The sequence below is a fragment of the Rhodococcus sp. BUPNP1 genome (assembly GCF_002215235.1).
Classification (GTDB): Bacteria; Actinomycetota; Actinomycetes; order Mycobacteriales; family Mycobacteriaceae; genus Rhodococcus.
Map to the genome: position 1 here is coordinate 183020 of NZ_NERM01000007.1, position 18078 is coordinate 201097.

The 18078-nt window shown below is 68.5% G+C and carries 21 protein-coding genes; 5 read left to right on the forward strand and 16 right to left on the reverse strand.

Annotated features, from left to right (window positions below):
• Positions 1 to 10: 10 nt before the first annotated feature.
• Positions 11 to 1396 carry an FAD-binding oxidoreductase gene (locus B9C99_RS09660; protein WP_088897676.1) on the reverse strand — a complete coding sequence of 462 codons (1386 nt, stop codon included), beginning with the start codon at positions 1394 to 1396 and terminating at the stop codon, positions 11 to 13.
• Positions 1393 to 2940, reverse strand: a complete 1548-nt coding sequence (locus B9C99_RS09665) for an AMP-binding protein (protein ID WP_088897677.1) — start codon at positions 2938 to 2940, stop codon at positions 1393 to 1395. The genes B9C99_RS09660 and B9C99_RS09665 overlap by 4 nt, the downstream gene beginning before the upstream one ends.
• Before the next feature lie 100 nt (positions 2941 to 3040).
• Here B9C99_RS09665 and B9C99_RS09670 point away from each other — a divergent pair, with 100 nt between their 5' ends.
• Entirely contained in the window at positions 3041 to 3298 is a 258-nt protein-coding gene (locus tag B9C99_RS09670; RefSeq protein WP_016692801.1) for a Rho termination factor N-terminal domain-containing protein, read from the forward strand.
• 22 nt (positions 3299 to 3320) lie between these two features.
• On the opposite strand, the gene B9C99_RS09675 is transcribed toward B9C99_RS09670, so the two are convergent.
• On the reverse strand, positions 3321 to 4826 hold the full coding sequence (locus B9C99_RS09675; protein WP_088897678.1) for an aldehyde dehydrogenase family protein: 1506 nt from the start codon (positions 4824 to 4826) through the stop codon (positions 3321 to 3323).
• Between the two features lie 36 nt (positions 4827 to 4862).
• Between B9C99_RS09675 and B9C99_RS09680 the strand changes: the two genes are divergently transcribed.
• From B9C99_RS09680 to B9C99_RS09690, 3 genes are all read left to right on the forward strand, one after another.
• Complete coding sequence (locus B9C99_RS09680; RefSeq protein WP_016692799.1) at positions 4863 to 5327, forward strand: Lrp/AsnC family transcriptional regulator; 465 nt, start codon at positions 4863 to 4865, stop codon at positions 5325 to 5327.
• A gap of 67 nt (positions 5328 to 5394) precedes the next feature.
• A complete protein-coding gene (lat, locus tag B9C99_RS09685; RefSeq protein ID WP_088897679.1) occupies positions 5395 to 6729 on the forward strand; it encodes an L-lysine 6-transaminase in 1335 nt (444 codons plus the stop codon).
• 47 nt (positions 6730 to 6776) lie between these two features.
• A complete protein-coding gene (locus tag B9C99_RS09690) occupies positions 6777 to 7607 on the forward strand; it encodes a tyrosine-protein phosphatase (RefSeq protein WP_088897680.1) in 831 nt (276 codons plus the stop codon).
• 3 nt (positions 7608 to 7610) lie between these two features.
• Here B9C99_RS09690 and B9C99_RS09695 read toward each other — a convergent pair whose 3' ends face one another.
• The 11 genes from B9C99_RS09695 to B9C99_RS09745 form a co-directional block, all read right to left on the reverse strand.
• Complete coding sequence (locus B9C99_RS09695) at positions 7611 to 8483, reverse strand: hypothetical protein (protein ID WP_253250021.1); 873 nt, start codon at positions 8481 to 8483, stop codon at positions 7611 to 7613.
• A 49-nt stretch (positions 8484 to 8532) separates the two neighbouring features.
• Complete coding sequence (locus B9C99_RS09700; protein WP_253250022.1) at positions 8533 to 9669, reverse strand: hypothetical protein; 1137 nt, start codon at positions 9667 to 9669, stop codon at positions 8533 to 8535.
• 2 nt (positions 9670 to 9671) lie between these two features.
• Complete coding sequence (locus B9C99_RS09705) at positions 9672 to 9953, reverse strand: hypothetical protein (protein WP_088897683.1); 282 nt, start codon at positions 9951 to 9953, stop codon at positions 9672 to 9674.
• A complete protein-coding gene (locus B9C99_RS09710; RefSeq protein ID WP_088897684.1) occupies positions 9950 to 10267 on the reverse strand; it encodes an SAV_915 family protein in 318 nt (105 codons plus the stop codon). Before B9C99_RS09710 ends, B9C99_RS09705 begins: the two co-directional genes overlap by 4 nt.
• A gap of 97 nt (positions 10268 to 10364) precedes the next feature.
• Positions 10365 to 10727 (reverse strand): VanZ family protein, encoded by a 363-nt coding sequence (locus tag B9C99_RS09715; RefSeq protein WP_088897685.1) that lies wholly within the window; start codon positions 10725 to 10727, stop codon positions 10365 to 10367.
• Between the two features lie 3 nt (positions 10728 to 10730).
• Positions 10731 to 11165, reverse strand: a complete 435-nt coding sequence (locus tag B9C99_RS09720; RefSeq protein WP_088897731.1) for a DUF1707 domain-containing protein — start codon at positions 11163 to 11165, stop codon at positions 10731 to 10733.
• Between the two features lie 119 nt (positions 11166 to 11284).
• Complete coding sequence (locus B9C99_RS09725; RefSeq protein ID WP_088897686.1) at positions 11285 to 11662, reverse strand: DUF1707 domain-containing protein; 378 nt, start codon at positions 11660 to 11662, stop codon at positions 11285 to 11287.
• A gap of 129 nt (positions 11663 to 11791) precedes the next feature.
• Positions 11792 to 13582, reverse strand: a complete 1791-nt coding sequence (locus B9C99_RS09730) for an acetyl/propionyl/methylcrotonyl-CoA carboxylase subunit alpha (RefSeq protein ID WP_088897687.1) — start codon at positions 13580 to 13582, stop codon at positions 11792 to 11794.
• 120 nt (positions 13583 to 13702) lie between these two features.
• Positions 13703 to 15208 carry a condensation domain-containing protein gene (locus tag B9C99_RS09735; protein WP_088897688.1) on the reverse strand — a complete coding sequence of 502 codons (1506 nt, stop codon included), beginning with the start codon at positions 15206 to 15208 and terminating at the stop codon, positions 13703 to 13705.
• Positions 15209 to 15215: 7 nt separating this feature from the next.
• The gene (locus B9C99_RS09740; protein WP_016696122.1) at positions 15216 to 15629 is read right to left on the reverse strand and encodes a SufE family protein; all 414 of its coding nucleotides are present in this window, start codon (positions 15627 to 15629) and stop codon (positions 15216 to 15218) included.
• Complete coding sequence (locus tag B9C99_RS09745) at positions 15626 to 16519, reverse strand: sulfurtransferase (RefSeq protein ID WP_016696120.1); 894 nt, start codon at positions 16517 to 16519, stop codon at positions 15626 to 15628. The genes B9C99_RS09740 and B9C99_RS09745 overlap by 4 nt, the downstream gene beginning before the upstream one ends.
• Before the next feature lie 62 nt (positions 16520 to 16581).
• On the opposite strand from B9C99_RS09745, the gene B9C99_RS09750 reads away from it, so the two are divergent.
• Positions 16582 to 16998, forward strand: a complete 417-nt coding sequence (locus tag B9C99_RS09750; protein ID WP_088897689.1) for a group III truncated hemoglobin — start codon at positions 16582 to 16584, stop codon at positions 16996 to 16998.
• 13 nt (positions 16999 to 17011) lie between these two features.
• Here B9C99_RS09750 and B9C99_RS09755 read toward each other — a convergent pair whose 3' ends face one another.
• Both B9C99_RS09755 and B9C99_RS09760 read right to left on the reverse strand, forming a co-directional pair.
• Positions 17012 to 17674 carry a nucleoside triphosphate pyrophosphatase gene (locus tag B9C99_RS09755; protein WP_088897690.1) on the reverse strand — a complete coding sequence of 221 codons (663 nt, stop codon included), beginning with the start codon at positions 17672 to 17674 and terminating at the stop codon, positions 17012 to 17014.
• Between the two features lies 1 nt (position 17675).
• On the reverse strand, positions 17676 to 18002 hold the full coding sequence (locus B9C99_RS09760; protein WP_088897691.1) for an acyl-CoA carboxylase subunit epsilon: 327 nt from the start codon (positions 18000 to 18002) through the stop codon (positions 17676 to 17678).
• Positions 18003 to 18078: the final 76 nt, after the last annotated feature.

The following is an 18078-nucleotide window of genomic DNA, read 5'->3' on the forward strand; positions in this document are numbered from 1 at the left end:
GTGCGGGTCATCAGATCACCACGCCGGGATTCAGGATCGCGTTCGGGTCGAGCGCGGCCTTGATCCGCTCGGTCAAGGCCATCACGTCCGGTCCCACCTGATCGGGTAACCAGGCTTTCTTGAGCCGGCCGACACCGTGCTCACCGGTGATGGTGCCGCCGAGTTCGATCGCGAGATCCATGATCTTCCCGAAGACCACCTGTGCCCTCGCCGTCATGTCCTCGTCGGCGGGGTCGTACACGATCAGCGGATGGGTGTTGCCGTCGCCGGCGTGGGCGATCACGGCGACGGTGACGTCGTGTTCGGTTGCGAGATCGGCGATCCCGCTCACCAGTTCCGGCAGTGCGGGGATCGGCACCCCGACGTCCTCGAGCAGCAGACTGCCCGTGCGTTCGACGGCCGGGATCGCCATGCGGCGGGCGACGGTGAACGCCTCACCCTCCTCGGGATCGTCGGTCGCGAAGACGTCGTCGGCACCGGCCTCGCGGCAGGCCCGCACCATGATCTCGATCTCCTCCGCGGCGGCGCTGCCGGGTGCGTCGGAGCGGGCGATGAGCATGGCCTCGGTGGTGCGGTCGAGTCCCATGCGGAGCATGTCCTCGACCGCCCCGATCGACGCCCTGTCCATGAACTCGAGCATCGCCGGTCGCAGGACCGCGGTGATCGCGACGACCGCGTCGGCGGCGGCCTGCACGGTGGCGAAGGTCGCGACCATCGTGGAGGCCGGTGGCGGCGGTGGGACGAGTCGCAGGGTCACCTCGGTGATGACCCCCAGAGTGCCCTCGCTGCCGACGAACAGCTTCGTCAGCGACAGGCCCGCGACGTCCTTGACCCGCGGACCGCCGAGCCGCACCGCGGTGCCGTCGGCGAGGACCACCTCGAGTCCGAGCACGTAGTCGGTCGTCACCCCGTACTTCACGCAGCACAGCCCACCGGCGTTGGTGGCCGCGTTGCCACCGATCGTGCAGATCTCGAAGGACGACGGATCGGGCGGATACCAGAGGCCGTGTTCGGCCGCGGCCTGCTTCACCTCGACGTTGAGCAGACCGGGTTGGACGACGGCGGTGCGGGTCGCGGTGTCGACGGTGATCGCCCGCATCTTCTCGGTGCTGAGCACGATCCCGTCGGCGAGCCCGCCGGACCCACCGGACAGGCTCGTCCCGGCACCGCGGGGTACCACCGGCACCCTGTGGGCGTTCGCCCACCGCAGTGTCGCCTGCACGTCCGCAGTGGACGTCGCGCGCACGAGCGCGAGCGGAACTGCGGCGTCCGGGTCCTGCGCACGATCCTGCCGGTAGCCGGCGAGGATGTCGGGATCGGTGACCAGCACGCCGGCGGGTAGTTGCCCGGCGAGTTCGTCGAGGGCCGGGGTCGTATCGGTGGCCGGGCGGCTCATCCGCGCACCGGCTCCACGTAGCGCGCACGCAGCTTGTGTTTGACGAGCTTGCCCGTCGGGGTGCGCGGGAGGTCGTCGGAGAAATCGATGCTGCGCGGCGCCTTGAAGTGCGACACACGGCCGCGGACGTAGGCGAGCAGTTCCTGCTCGAGTTCGGGGCTCGGCTCGATTCCGTCGACGAGCTGCACGACGGCCTTGACCTCCTCACCCATCTCCTCGTTCGGCACGCCGATCACTGCGACGTCGAACACCTTCGGATGCAGCGTGAGGACGTTCTCGGATTCCTGCGGGTAGATGTTGACGCCGCCCGAGATGATCGTGAACGCGGCCCGGTCGGTGAGGTAGAGATATCGTTCCTCGTCCAGATAACCGATGTCGCCGCTGGTCGTCCACGTCGGATGCTCGGGATGCGTCGCCTCCTCGGTCTTCACCGGGTCGTTGTGGTACTCGAACGGACGCTCGTCGCGTTCCCACCACACCGTGCCGATCGAGCCGGTGGGCAGTTCCTGCCCCTGGTCGTCGCAGATGTGGACGGTGCCCAGGGCACCGTCACGGCCCACCGAGCCGGGATGGGCGAGGGCCTGGGCGGAGTCGATGAACGTCGCGCCGGCGCCCTCGGTGGAGGCGTAGTACTCGTTGATCACCGGCCCCCACCACTCGATCATCGCCCGCTTGATCTCGGGAGGGCACGGCGCCGCGGCGTGGATCGCGACCTTCATGCTCGACACGTCGTACTTCGCGCGGATCTCCTCGGGGAGCTTGAGCATCCGGACGAACATCGTCGGCACCCACTGGCTCGCCGTGACCGAGTAGCGGTCGATGAGCGCGAGCGCTTCCTCGGGATCGAAGTGGTCCATGAGGATCACGGTGCCGCCGACCGACTGGATCGTGCCGCAGAAGCGCAGTGGCGCAGCGTGGTACAGCGGTGCAGGGCACAGGTAGACGGTGCTGTCGTCGAATCCGTACATCGGGGCGAAGACCGCCGTGTAGGGGTCGGGGATGTCCTGGACCTGCCCGTCAGGGAGCTTCGGCTTGATGCCCTTGGGCCGGCCCGTGGTGCCCGACGAGTACAGCATGTCCTGGCCCCGGGGCTGGTCGTCGAGCGGTGTCGCGTCGAAACCGGCGAGCGCGGCGTCGTACTCCTCGAAACCGGCCGGCGACCCACCGAACGCCAACCGGTGGGTGACGCCGGGATACGCGCCGGGGGACAGGTCGACCGCACCGACGGCCTGCGCCGACACGACGAGGGCCTTCGCGCCGCAGTCGTCGACGATGTAGGCGGCTTCGGCCGGGGTCAGGTGCCAGTTGACGACGGTGATGTAGAGGCCCGAGCGCAGCGCTGCCCAGTAGACCTCCATGACCCGCAGGTCGTTGTTCGAGATCAGGGCGATGTGATCGCCGCGTTCGAGGCCGAGGGACCTCAGGTACTTCGCCAGCCGGATCGAGCGTTCGTCGAGTTCGCGATAGGTCAGCGACTCCCCGGTGGCGGGGCGGATGATCGCGGGTTTGTCGGGCGTGGTGGCGACGAAATTCCCTGGATACATGCCCAAGGTCTACCACAGGATGTGTCACAGGCCACATATCCTCTGATTGGGCGCAGTGTCGTCGGGTACCCGTGCGGAAGGACCATGGAAGGAGAAGACGATGCCGAACCCGTCGATCAAGAACGAGAAGATGTACGAGGAGCTGCGCGAGGACGGCGCCTCGAAGGAGAAGGCAGCCCGGATCTCCAATGCCGCTGCGAACGAGGGCAAGTCGGAGGTCGGGAAGAAGGGCGGCAAGTCCGGCTCCTACGACGACTGGACGGTCGACGACCTGAAGAAGCGCGCGAAGGAACTGGGCATGACCGGTTACTCCGACATGAAGAAGGACGAGCTGATCGACGCACTGCGCAACCATTAGCCACCCGGACCCCGAGTTCGGATCAGCCGAACTCGACACCTTGGGCGAGCGGCAGCTCCGTCGAGTAGTTGACGGTGTTCGTCGCCCGCCGCATGTACGCCTTCCACGCATCCGATCCGGATTCGCGCCCACCGCCGGTGTGCTTCTCCCCGCCGAAGGCACCCCCGATCTCGGCCCCCGAGGTGCCGATGTTGACGTTGGCGATACCGCAGTCGGATCGAGCGAGGAACAGTTCGGCCTCCCGCTGGTCGAGTGTGAAGATCGACGACGAGAGTCCTTGCGGTACACCGTTGTGCAGGGCGATCGCCTCGTCGAGATCGTCGTAGTCGAGGACGTACAGGATGGGGGCGAAGGTCTCCTCGCGCACCACCTCGGTCTGCGCGGGCATCCGGACCAGCGCGGGCGAGACGTACACGCCACCACCGGCGACCTCCACTCGGTCGCCGCCGACGACGAGCGTGCCCCCGTCGGCCTGCGCGCGGTCGAGCGCCGCGGTCATCGCCTCGTAGGACCGTTCCGAGATGAGCGGACCCACGAGGACACCCTCGTCCAGCGGATTCCCCACCCGCAGACCCGAGTACGCCTTCGCGATGCGATCGACGAACTCGTCGGCGATCGACCGGTGCACGATCAGCCGACGTAAGGTGGTGCAGCGCTGGCCCGCCGTTCCGGCGGCCGCGAACACGACGCCCCGGACGGCGAGATCCTGATCGGCGGACGGAGCGACGATCGCCGCGTTGTTGCCGCCGAGTTCGAGCAGGCTCCGGCCGAACCGGGCCGCGACGCGCGGCCCGACGATCCGCCCCATCCGGCTGGAGCCGGTCGCACTCACCAGCGCGATTCGAGGGTCGTCGACGAGCGCTTCACCCACCGTGTGGTCGCCGAGGAGAAGATGGTGGAGCCCTTCGGGGGCGCCGACATCGGTGGCGGCGTGGCGCAGCAGCGCGTCGCAGGCGAGCGCGGTGAGCGGGGTGGTCTCCGACGGCTTCCACACCACCGGGTCGCCGCACACCAGCGCGATCGCGGTGTTCCACGACCACACGGCCACGGGGAAGTTGAACGCGGAGATCACGCCCACCACGCCGAGCGGATGCCAGATCTCCATGAGCCGGTGCCCGGGGCGCTCGGACGGCATCGTCCGTCCGTAGAGCTGCCGCGACAGACCGACGGCGAACTCGCAGACGTCGATCATCTCCTGCACCTCGCCCGCGGCCTCCGACGGGATCTTCCCGGCCTCGAGAGTGACGAGTTCGGCGAGATGCGACTTGTGTTCGACGAGAAGTTCCCCGAGCCGTCGCACCACGCGGCCGCGCACCGGAGCGGGGACGTCGCGCCATTGTTCGAAGGCCTGTGCCGCCGCCGTGATCGTCGCGTCGACCTCGGCAGTCGAGTGGACCGGAAGGTGTCCGATCACGCTGCCGTCGATCGGGCTGGTCACCGCGAGCGCCCCGTCGTCGGACAGGGCGCCGACACCGCACTGCCTCAGGGCGGTCGCCGCGCGATCGGCGAGATCGGTGGTCGCATTCATCGGTGAGCTCCTTTACTGCTCGGATACCCTGCGCTGGTGCCCGAATCCTCGAGAAACGACTCGTCGAAGGAGTCGCTGGACGACATCGATCGGATGCTGCTGCGCGAACTGGTCGCCGACGGTCGTGCGACGCTCGCGGCGCTCGCCGAGAAGGCAGGATTGTCCGTCTCGGCCGTGCAGTCGCGGGTGCGCCGACTCGAGGCGCGCAACGTGATCCGCGGATACAGTGCGCGCGTCGATCCCGAAGCGCTCGGGCTGATGTTGTCGGCGTTCGTGGCGATCACCCCTCTCGACCCGTCGCAACCCGACGATGCACCGGCCCGCCTCCGGCACATCTCCGCGATCGAATCGTGTCACTCGGTGGCGGGCGACGAAAGCTACATCCTCCTCGTGCGTGTCGAGTCTCCTCGCGCTCTCGAGCGGTTGCTGCAGGAGATCCGCGCGACCGCGAACGTTGCCACCCGCAGCACCGTCGTTCTGCAAACATTTTACGAACGATAGGCCCCTACACCGTAAGTGTTGCTGTGATACCGGGTTTGTCCCGTTGATTATCGCGTACGGTGGGGTCATGAGCACTGCATTCCGAAACCCGGACGGTGCCGAGAATCTCGCCCCCGACCGGGTACACAGCATCCTCGACCGGCACATGCTCGCCGACGGTTTCGACCTCGTCCTCGATCTCGACCGTTCCCGCGGAGTACGCCTCGTCGACGCCCGGGACGGAACCACGTGGCTCGACATGTTCGGGTTCTTCGCGTCGTCCACGCTCGGAATGAATCATCCTGCGTTGACCGATCCTGAGGCAGCGCACGAACTCGCCGCCGTCGCGGCGAACAAGCCCAGCAACTCCGACATCTACACCGTGCCCATGGCGCGCTTCGTCGAGACCTTCGTGCGCGTTCTCGGCGACCCGGCTCTCCCGCACCTGTTCTTCGTCGACGGTGGTGGGCTCGCCGTGGAGAACGCGCTCAAGGTCGCGTTCGACTGGAAGAGCCGTCTCAACGAGGCCCGCGGTCTGCCCGCCCACCTGGGCGGATCGGTGCTGCACCTGACCGAGGCGTTCCACGGCCGCACCGGGTACACGCTGTCGCTGACCAACACCGATCCGGTCAAGACCGACCGGTTCCCCAAGTTCGACTGGCCGCGGATCGATGCGCCCTATCTCACCGAGGGACGCGACGTCGCCGCGGCCGAGGAGATGGCCCTCGAACAGGCACGCCGCGCCTTCGCCGAACGTCCGCACGACATCGCGTGCTTCATCGCCGAACCGATCCAGGGGGAAGGCGGCGACCACCACTTCCGTCCCGAGTTCTTCAGGGCGATCGCGCGGTTGTGCCGGGAGAACGACGCCCTGGTGATCTTCGACGAGGTGCAGACCGGCGCCGGCACGACCGGCACCGCGTGGGCCTACCAGCAGCTCGGCGTCACCCCTGACATCGTCGCCTTCGGCAAGAAGACGCAGGTGTGCGGGATCATGGCCGGCGGACGTATCGACGAGGTGCCCGACAACGTGTTCGCCGTGAGTTCGCGGATCAACTCGACGTGGGGCGGCAATCTCACCGACATGGTGCGGGCCCGCCGCATCCTCGAGGTCGTCGAGCGCGACCGGCTCATCGACCGTGCCCGGTTGAGCGGAGCGCACCTGCTGTCGGGGTTGCAGCAGATCGCCGCGCGACGACCGGTCGTCACCGAGCCGCGCGGACGCGGACTGATGTGCGCGGTCGACCTCCCGACTCCGGAGATCCGCGACGAGGTGCTGCGACGGCTGTACCGCGACGAGCACGTCCTCGTGATCGGGACAGGCACGCGCGGCATCCGCTTCCGGCCGCCGCTGATCGTCACCACCCACGAGCTCGACGAGGCGCTCGACGCGCTCGACAGGGTGACCTCGCAGTACGAATGACGGGGCGGGTCCCCCTGTTCGGGGCCGCAGGCGGTAGCTTGTCGGATATGGCCGATTCACTGGACGAGACCGTGACCGGCGGCGAGTCCTTCGCGATTCCGTCGCTCGCCAACCTGAGGGACATCGGCGGTTGCCGTAGTTCGTTCAGCGGCGTGGTCCGCACCGGGGTGGTCTTCCGTTCCACCGACCTCAGCCGCCTGACCGACACCGACCTCGAGACCCTCGATGCCCTGAGTATTGCGACGGTCTTCGACCTGCGCACGCTCGAGGAGCAGCAGGCCCGTCCCGATCGCGTCCCCGACGGCGCCCGGCACCTCGGCCTCGACGTCCTCGCTGATCGTGAAGGTGGATCGATCGCGGCGGCGCTGCCGCAACTCGTGTCGAATCCGGAGTTGGTGTCGCAGATACTCGGGGACGGTCGCGCCACCGACTACCTACGTCAGAGCTACCGCGATTTCGTCACTCTTCCGAGCGCAGTGGCGTCGTACCGGACCCTGGCCGACACCGTCGCGCACGGCGACGTTCCGGGGCTCGTGCACTGCAGTGCCGGCAAGGACCGCACCGGGTGGGCGGCGGCGTCGCTGCTCCTGTTCGCCGGCGCCGACCAGGAGGCCGTGTTCACCGACTATCTCCGCACCAACGACGAACTGCTCCCGCACTTCGACGACTTCTTTGCCCGGTTCGCATCGCTCGGCGGTGACCCGGATCTGCTCACGCCCCTGCTCGGGGTGCGCCGCGAGTACCTCGAGGTGGCGATCGACGAGGCGCTGTCACGCTACGGAACCATCGAGCAGTACTTCGCCGCCGGACTCGGTCTCGACGACGACACCCTGCAGGCCCTGCGGACCCGGCTCGTCGATCCGGACGCGACCGCCTGACCGTCACCTCGGCGCCGGCGTGCTCAGGGTCGGCACGGGGACCGGACCGTAGCGTCGCCACCGCGGTCCGGGTGCGTAGGAGCGCAGCTCGTCGACTCGGCGTGCGACAGCGTCGGGATCGGCGAGTTCGGCGCGGGCGTCGGGGTCGCGGAGATAGTGGTCGAGCACGGCGTCGAGGAGTTCGGGTGCGATCTCGAACCGGCGCCGGTCTATGCGGGCAGTGTGCCCGGGGCGGCGCCGGGATGAAGGACGTAGGTCGCCGTCCTTGCGATCGTCGATGATCCGCCATGGCAGTGGAACCCGCGAACTCGTGGTGGCGCCACGCGCCGGTAGGGCCGGCACGACGACATAGAGGGGATCGGCCAGTACTCCGGACGCCGTTGCCTCCCAGGGGATCCAGGTGTGCGTGGCGTGATCGCTGAAGCGGATTCCCTCGGCGGAGAGTGCGATGTAACCGGGGCGTAGTTTGTGTCGGACGATGAGGAAGCAGTAGCCGACCTGCCATGCGCATGCGAGCACGGTCAGGACGATGCTTCCGGACAGCTGTTCCCGAGACCCGTCGCTGACCCAGATGATCACGAGGAGCATGAGCGTGAATGTCCCGATCTGAATGACGGCGCTCCAGAATATCGCGGGAGATTGCCGGAGAAGGAGAACCGGCTGAGAACTCTCGGAGCCCGCGACGATGTGATCAGCGCTGATCCGGGGGCTGTACATGAGGACACCGAGCACCGGATACATCAGGATGGTTGCGCCCAGTGTCAGGAGGAAGGCCGTAGCGTCGGGAAACGCGAACGGTAGTCCTGCCGCCACCCGTTCGATCATGGCCGCGACGATCAGCAGCGGGCACAACAGACCCACGAGGGCAGTGAACACGAGGACGGGGGTGGCTCGAGGATCCCCGTAAGTCCGGAGATCGGGACGATCAGAAGACGGCATCGAGTATTCCTCTTCCCAGGCGCAACGTTCCACCGACGGTGGCGCCGGCCAACTTTCCGGTAGCTGCGGCGGCACTTTCGACTTCTTCCCAACCGGCGTCTATCGCTCTCCACGCGGACTTGGTACTCGACTCGTAGAGGTTGTCGACCGCTCCCGATGTGAAGATTCCGGCGGCCGTCCCCACTCCCGCGCCGACCGCCGCTCCGAACGCCGTGCCGGCGCCCGGAACGATCGACCCGACCATCGCACCTGCCGCGGAACCGGCGGCTATCGATGCTCCGAGACCGAGGCCGTTGGATACCACGGCCTGTTCGAGGGACTCACCACCCGCGAAATAGTCGAGCCCTACACCGGCGACGAGACCTATGGCCCCCGCGGCTCGGCCGGCTGTCCGGGACATCGACGCCATGTCGTCGAGGCGACCGATGGTCGCCACCAGATCGTCGAGTGGTTCCCGCGCACAACCGAACAGGCGTCGCAGCTCGTCGTAGGGTGTGTCCGGCGAAAGCGTGAGAAATCGCTCCATCTCACGGATCGCCTCGGTCCGGAGGTGCTGGCGCATGGTGAGGAGGTCCGCGATCCTGCCTTGCAGGGTCTTGTCGACGTAGTCGAGCGCGGTGCTCACGAGGAAGGACGCGGACCACGGGTGTCCGGTCCAGGTGTTCGTGGCGGTTGCGACTGCGACGGACCAGCGAGCGTGCACCGCCTCGGCGGCGTCACTCACATCTTGATATGCCGAGGTCCTCCGGAAAGCGGCTTCGTCGTCACCCGGGGGAGGATTACCGATCGTGTTGCATACGACCGGCAATCCCGCGGCCACGGCGCGAGCGCGGATGTCGGCCATGTCGGACAGGGCGTGCGACAGTTCACCCGCCAGGCCCGCGAAGATATCGGCGGTCTTCGATGTCTGCTCGTGGAAATCGTCGATGTCGTGGACGTGTTCGCTCGACCTGTCGAGGTAGGTCTCGGAAGCGTCGCCGTCCCAGGCGTCGTCGGCGATGCGCCGCGCCCGGGCCGCGGCGTCGGCGACGCTCGTGATCGTGGTGCCCAGCGTCGTGCGGATCCAGTCCTCGACCCGTCGGATATCGGTGGGGTTGCCTGCGATGAAAGTATCGATCGGCACGGTCACTCCGACCAGGTCCGGACGAGCGCGGCGGCGGCCTCGTCGTCGGCGTCCCGGTACGTCTGCGCCGTGGTCGTCAGCAGGCCACCCGTTCCGCCGAGCACCTCGACCATGCCGGCGAGGTCGGTGACGATCTGGGCAATCATGCCGGTGAGCGGGCCGGTCGCGAGACCCGCGTCCACGCTCGTGGGGCAGGTGTCGACGAGAGCCGCGGTGTCCGTGGCCGCACCCGTGTAGATGCCTGCGGCCCGATCGAGTTCGGCGGGATCGACGTACAGGCTCATCTCCCGTCTCCGGAGGCCGGGTGTCGGCGTTCCGCTTCGGGTATCGGGACGTCGAGCAGCAGCGAATCCCACGGCTGTGCCTCACGCAGTCGCGGGAGCACGTGCGTGGGCAACGCCAGCCACGGTTGGCCGGCGCCGCAACAGGAGTGGAGACGGTCGAGTGCCGTGTAGGCGAGCAGGGCGATGCGGCCGTCGCTGAGATATCGATAGTCGACGGTGGCATCGGCCGGATCCGGGACCGCTTCCGCGCACGGTAGATAGAGATACGGCGGGAGCACCGTCGGTAGTGCGTCCGCGACCTGTTCCTGCGACATTCGTTCCCCCGTGAACAGCCCGTCCGATCCCCCGTCGGACTGTCGGCGCGGAGGAGGCTACCAGCGTCAGGTCTTGTGACGAATCACGGGTTGCTGCTTACGGTCTCGACCGCGTGCGGGAACGCGAGCCGACGGCGGCCGCGACGGCGAGGCCGATCGCGACGCCGGCGAGATCGGCGCACCAGTCCCAGAACGACCCGGAGCGCCGGACCGCGACGGTGGCCTGGAGGATCTCCGTCAGCACGCCGTAGAGACCCAGCCACACCACGGTGACGACGGGAGAGATCCGTGCGTAGCGGGAACACAGCGCGAGGGCCACGAACATCACCGCGTGCGTGACCTTGTCGGCATGGGGAGGACCGCTCGGCACGGTACCGCCGGGAGAGAGCAGCATCGCGGTGATGACGACGACCGCGAGGACCAGGGGCAGAGCGCGGTGCCGGAGGAGCGTGGAGGGCACGGTTCAGGCGTTCTTGTTCTCACCACGGTGGGTGTCGGCGTCGTCGGTGCTGTGCCCGTGCCGGTCGCGACCGGCGAACAGGACGATGCCCACAGCGGGGATCAACAGGAAGAACAACCACGTGTCGAACGTGAAGAACAACACGAGCGCGACGAGCGGGGTCAGCCCCATCACGATCTCGCGCCGACGCTCGGGATCCTTCCTCGGGGTGATCACCGGCAGGTCGTCGCGGGTCGTCGTGGGCAGCTCCGTGACGTGGGCGGGCAGGTCGGTGAACAGCACCTGGAGATCGCCCCGCGTCGTCGCGGCCGACGCCTTCGCGCTGCGTTCGTCGAACTCCGACAGCGTCAGCCGGCCGAGCGCGAAGTGTTCGCCGAGCAGGTCGAGCGCCTCACTGCGTTCTGCGTTGCCGATCCGGATGTCGGGGTGTTCGGGCATGCCGGCCACACTAACCTGTGCGGTCGGACCGGCGACAGGCACGGGCACCCCGCGAAGGGCTGTGATCCCCACTACAGGATCTCCGCGACGGCAGGAGGACGCGGCCGGGCACCGCGAGGTCAGGACGGCCCGCGGCCCTCGCCGAGGAGTCGGTAGGCCCGGCGACCCGCGACGAACAGCACACCGAAGGCGATGAGCAGCGCGATCGGATGCCGGAAGACGACGATCACGAGCAGCGCGACCAGGATGAACGGAACCAGCGTGAGCAGCTGCTCCGCCAGATCCCGCGGCCCGGTCGAGGCCATCGCGGCCGGCGCCGACGGTAGGTCGGCGAAGAGAGGGATCAGGTCGCCGCGCACCGTGGCCTGCGTGGCGAGTGCGACCCGCTCGTCGAACTCCGCGAGGCTGAGACGGCCCGCGGCGAAATGCTCGCCGAGCAGCGCTACAGCTTCTTCACGCTCGGCGGTGCCGATGCGGATATCGGGGCGGTCGGCCATGACTCCAGGCTAGTGGTTTTCGCGCGCATGAGCCGGGCCGCGACAAGCTCGATACAGCGAGGTCCCCCGCATCGTGAACGATGCGGGGGACCGTCGGCCGTATTACCCGAGCGTTGCTCGGGCGGGGTCCTACTTGATCTCGGTGAGCACGGTGCCCTGGGTGACCGCGGCACCCGGCTCGACCGCGAGGCCGGTGACGACGCCCGCCTTGTGGGCGTTGACCGGGTTCTCCATCTTCATGGCCTCGAGCACGGCGATGAGCTCACCCTCGGCGACCTCCTGGCCCTCGGCGACCGCGACCTTGACGACGGTGCCCTGCATGGGTGCGGTCACCGCGTCGCCCGACGCCTTGCCCGCGCCGCCGCCACCGCGCTTGCGGGGCTTCGGCTTCTTGCGGATCGCGCCGGCACCGCCGCCGTTACCGCCGAGCGAGAACTGGCCGGGCAGCGACACCTCGACGCGGCGTCCGCCGACCTCGACGACGACGTTCTGACGCGGCAGGGCCTCGTCCTCGTCCTCGATCGGGGCACCACCGGTGTACGGCTCGATGGTGTTCTCCCACTCGTTCTCGATCCACTTGGTGTAGACGTCGAACTTCTCGCCGTCGCCCACGAAGGCCGGGTTCTCGACGATGTGGCGGTGGAACGGGATGACCGTGGCCAGGCCCTCGACCTCGAACTCGGCCAGCGCGCGGGCAGCGCGCTGCAGCGCCTGCTCGCGGGTCTCACCGGTGACGATCAGCTTGGCGAGCATCGAGTCGAACTGGCCGCCGATGACGTCGCCCTGAACGACACCCGAGTCGACACGCACGCCGGGGCCCGTGGGCTCCTTGTAGACGGTGATCGGGCCGGGGGCGGGGAGGAAGCCGCGACCGGCGTCCTCACCGTTGATGCGGAACTCGAAGGAGTGGCCGCGCGGGGTCGGGTCCTCGGTGAGCTCGAGCTTCTCGCCGTTGGCGATGCGGAACTGCTGACGCACGAGGTCGATGCCGGCGGTCTCCTCGGTGACCGGGTGCTCGACCTGCAGGCGGGTGTTGACCTCGAGGAAGGAGACGGTGTCGCCCTGCACGAGGTACTCCACGGTGCCGGCGCCGTAGTAACCGGCCTCGCGGCAGATGGCCTTGGCGGAGTCGTGGATGCGCTTGCGCTGCTCGTCGGTCAGGAACGGCGCGGGGGCCTCCTCGACGAGCTTCTGGAAGCGACGCTGCAGCGAGCAGTCGCGGGTGCCGGCGACGATGACGTTGCCGTGCTGGTCGGCGATGACCTGGGCCTCGACGTGGCGGGCCTTGTCGAGGTACTGCTCGACGAAGCACTCGCCGCGACCGAAGGCGGCGACGGCCTCACGGGTGGCCGACTCGAACAGCTCGGGGATCTCCTCGATGGTCTGCGCGACCTTCATGCCGCGTCCACCACCGCCGAAGGCGGCCTTGATCGCGACCGGCACGCCGTACTTCTTGGCGAACTCGACGACCTCGTCGGCGTTCTTGACCGGGTCCTTGGTGCCGGCCGCCATCGGAGCCTTGGCGCGCTCGGCGATGTGGCGGGCGGTGACCTTGTCGCCGAGGTCGCGGATGGACTGCGGCGAGGGGCCGATCCAGATGAGGCCGGCGTCGATCACGGCCTGGGCGAAGTCGGCGTTCTCGGAGAGGAAGCCGTAGCCGGGGTGGATGGCGTCGGCGCCGGACTTGGCCGCGGCGTCGAGGATCTTGTCGAACACCAGGTAGGACTCGGCCGAGGTGGTGCCGCCCAGTGCGAACGCCTCGTCGGCGAGCTTCACGAACTGTGCGTCTGCGTCCGGTTCGGCGTAGACGGCGACACTGCCGTAGCCCGCGTCCTTGGCGGCTCGGATGACCCGCACAGCGATTTCGCCGCGGTTCGCGACGAGCACCTTCGTGATCTGCGCGCTGGCATGACTGGGCACGGAGCCTCCTGTTGATCGATCGTTAGGTTATTTCCGTCGACGGGCAGTCTAAGCGCCGATCGGATCGACGATGTAACCGGATGCCCATATACATTACGGCGGCCGTTCGAGCGCACAATGCTACTCACCGGTAGGTGGGACTGCTGCCGTTTCCGGCCGCGCGATCCACGGCCCACCCACCGCGACCTCGTGCATCAGTTCGCGGGTGCGCGTGAGAAGGCTCGGGACGTTCTCGCCCGCGACCGTGTTGTCGGGGAATCGCGCCGACATGTTCACGCCCTCGGGCGTGCGATTGATCCACACGTAGACGTCGTGGGTGAAGCTGCGGCTCCGCAGCGCCTGGGCGTTCCATTCGGGCCACTGGGCCGCCATCGGCACGAACCGCACGTCCATGTACGAGACGACGAAACGGGGCCGGATGGGCACGCCGAGGAGTTCACCCACCCGCACGAACGGCACCCGTGCGCTCGCGCGGGTGCGGTGCAGTTCATCGCCGGCCCGCATCGCCAGGGTCTCGAAATCCGTTGTGTCCGTGAGCTTCAGGTCGATCGGTCGCAGGCCGACGAACCAACCGAGCGAACCCGCCCAGATCGGCCCGGCGCGGGTGTGCGCGGGCGCGACAGTCCGGAACCGGTCCGCGCCGGTGAACTCGGCCGTCGCCCGGCCGAAACACGCCAGCACGCCGGCGAAGAAACCCGTCCCGGCGCGTCGGCAGCATGCGGCGAAGGCGCTCGCCTCGTCGTCGTCGAACCAGCGTTCCGACAGTCGCTGCTGGGGTGTCGCGTGCGCGGGTCGCGCTCCGATCGAGAGGGGGAAGGCGGGCGGTTCGCCGCCGCATTCGGTGAGGGTCCGCCGCCAGATCTGCACGGCCTCGTCGTCGTCGTCGAGATGCGCGGACTCGTCACGTTCGGCGGCGCCGAAGTCGATGTAGCTGCCCACCGGGAACAGGTCGGCGGCGCGACCGGTGCGCTCCTCCTCGTAGAGCGCCGAGATCTCGTGTGCCACGAGCACCACGGAGTACCCGTCGATGATGGAGTGGTCGGCGCCGAAGAAGACCGTGAACCGATCGTCGGTGTCTTCCGTGCCGCCTGTACCGGCTGTGCCCGTCGTGCCGCCTGTACCGGCTGTGCCGGTCGTGCCGTCCGAGTTCCCGTCCGGTGTCCGTTCGAGCGTCGCGAAGACGTAGGACGGCCACAGATGCGGCGTGGTGTAGTCGTCGAACAGACCGAGCAGGTGGTCGTGGATGGTGTCGGGATCGGCGGGATCGTGCCGGATGGGTCGCACCGACACCCGGCCCGGGGGAGCGGTGCGCCGCACCAGACCGCCGCCGCTCTGCTCCTCGTCGAGGTGCGCGTGGCTGCGCAGCGGTTCGTGCCGGTCGATCCAGCGCTGCAGGGTCCGCCGGAACCGCTCGGTGTCGAGCGGTCCGGGGACCTCGAAGGCCGTGCCGAGCCAGGAGTCGCGGCCCCCGCCGTACCGGACCCCCGAGGTGCGCCTCAGATGCGCCTCGTGGATGTACGAGGCGGGGCGAGGGTCCTCGCGCCAGTCGTCCTCGGCCGCACACGGCAGCCATTCGGTGAGAACCCCCGGGGGGATCCGGTAGTCGGCGAGCTCGGTGAACTCCATGACCGCGTCAGGTTCGGAGGTGCCGCTTGATGCGCGTGAGCATTGCGCTCATCCCTCGCAACCGCAGCGGGCTGACCGCCTCGGCGAGCCCGAGCGACGCGTAGAAGTCGTCGGGCACGTCGAGGATCTCCTGCGCGCTCAGACCGTCGAGTCCCTGCTGCAGGATCGACGCGAATCCGCGCGTGGTCGGCGCTTCGGCGGGTGCGCTGAAGTGGAGCTTCACCCGAGACCGGTCGGAGGCATCGACAGACAGGAACAGCGGCGACTGGCACTCGGGTACCGGTTCCATCGCCGCCTCCTCCAGCTCCTCGGGAAGGGGCGGGAGTTCGCGGCTGAACTCGAGCAGCAACTGCAGCTTGTCCTGACCCTCGACGGCGGCGAAGTCGTCGACGATCTCGGCGAGCGGGGCGGGGATGCTCATACGGCCGGCACTTCTCCGGGCTCGTCGCCCTTGACGATGGGCACGCGGACGGCGTTGCCCCACTCGGTCCACGAACCGTCGTAGTTGCGCACATTCGAGTAACCGAGCAGGTAGGTGAGGACGAACCAGGTGTGGCTCGAGCGCTCGCCGATCCGGCAGTAGGCGATCACGTCGGCGTCCTGGTCGATGTCGCCGTAGATCTCCTCGAGCTCGGGCCGCGCACGGAACCGGCCGTCCGGCGCCGCTGCCTTCGCCCACGGGATCGACACCGCGGTGGGGATGTGGCCACCGCGCAGGGCGCCCTCTTCCGGGTAGTCGGGCATGTGGGTGCGCTCGCCGGTGTACTCCTGCGGCGAGCGCACGTCGACCAGCGGGCCCTTGCCCAGGTGCGCGAGGACGTCGTCCTTGAATGCGCGGATCAGCGCGTCGTTGCGCTCGACGACCGGGTAACCGCTCGTCGTGGCGACGGGGATGTCGAGGGTGGTGTCGCGGTTCTCGGAGATCCACGCGTCGCGGCCACCGTCGAGCAGGCGGACGTCCTCGTGCCCGAAGAGGGTGAAGACCCACAGCGCGTAGGCGGCCCACCAGTTGGACTTGTCGCCGTAGATGATCACGGTGTCGGTGCGGCGGATGCCCTTGCGATCCATGAGCGCGGCGAACTGCTCGCCGTCGATGTAGTCGCGGGTGACGGGGTCGTTGAGATCGAGATGCCAGTCGATCTTCACCGCACCGGGGATGTGCCCCACGTCGTAGAGAAGGACGTCCTCGTCGGACTCTACGACCTTCACTTCGGGATGGCCGAGATGAGCGGACAACCACTCCGTCGACACGAGACGGTTGGGATCGGCGTATACCGCGAACGAAGGGTTGCTATCGGGTGCGACGGGCACATGGGCTCCTGAGGCTGTGGTGGCAGGTGCGCCGTCGATTCTAGGCGGTACCGTGACGGGACGTGACCCACAGTGACACCCACCCCGACCGGCCGGCCCCGGTCGAGCTCGCATCGCGGGAGCACATCGACCTGCTGGTCCGGCGGTTCTACGAACGGGCCCTCGACGATCCCGTGCTCGCGCCGGCATTCGACGTCCTCGCCGTGGTCGGACTGGACGACCATCTGGTGGTCGTCGGCGACTTCTGGGAGCAGATCCTCTTCCGCACGACCCGCTATCGCGGAGCATTCGTGCCGGTGCACCGGGCGTTGCACGGACATCACGGACTGACCCCCGCCCGGTTCGAGCGGTGGTTGCAGTTGTGGTGCGGGACCGTGGACGAGATGTTCCACGGTGTGGATGCCGAGCGCGCGAAGGCCAAGGCCGAGGCGATGACGGGCTCGTTGCAGAAGACCCTGTACGGCGGCCCGAGCCGATAGTGCCGGGTACGGCTCAGTTCTCGAGCGCCTCGACGGGGATCGCGGCGTTCTCGGCCCACAAGCGTGCGACGGAGATGCCGATTTCGGCGAGAAGACGCCGCACCAGCGGGAGCCCGATGCCGATCACCGACGACGGATCGCCCTCGATGCCCTCGACGAACCAGCCCCCGTGACCGTCGAGTGTGAAGGCCCCGGCCACCTCGAGCGGCTCACCGCTGTCGAGATACGCCTCGAGCTCCTCGTCGGTGGGGGTGCCGAAATGCACGACGGTGCCGCTGTGGTCGGCGGCCTCCGCGACGACCTCGTCGTCGCGGATACGGAGCACTGCATGGCCCGTGAGCAGCTCGCCGCTGCGGCCGGCCATCGTCCGCCAGCGCTCGCGGGCCGCCTCGACGGTGCCGGGCTTGCCCTGCAGAGCGCCGTCGACCAGCAGCATCGAGTCGCAGCCGATGACGACGGCGTCGCGCAGCTTCTGCTCGCGCAGGACGGGCAGGATGTCGGTGGCCTTGGCGCGGGCCAGCTCGGTGACGACCTGCGCCGGTGGCGTGCCGGGGCCGAGGGACGCGATGAGTGCGTCCTCGTCGACCTCCGACACCTGCACCAACGGCTTCACGCCCGCCGCGTGGAGAACCGCGAGGCGGGCGGGTGAAGCCGAGGCCAGGACGAGCCGGGGCATGTCAGCCGCGGTTCGGGTACGAATACGGCGAGAACGGCGCCCACTGCCGGTGCATCCGCGTCGGATCGCCCCAGGTCTCGGGCGGCCGGGTGTCGACCACCTCGTCGCCTGCCGACGCAGCGGCAGCGGCGAGCACGGCGACGAGAGCTGCGATCTCCTCGTCGGCGGGGTTGCCCTTGACGATGCGGATGGCGGCCGCGGTCTCAGCGACCGCGGTGCTCTCCTGGGCGGCTTCGGTCGCGTCGTCGGCGGCCGTGGCCTCGGCCGCGGGCGACTGCTCTTCGACCTCGAACTCGGTGATGATCTTGTCCTCTGCCGTCGCTGTCACAGGGCACCCCCCGGGTACGCGTCCACACGGGCATCGGATGCCCACCGGGTCGCTGTCATGTCGATCCCTCTCTCGG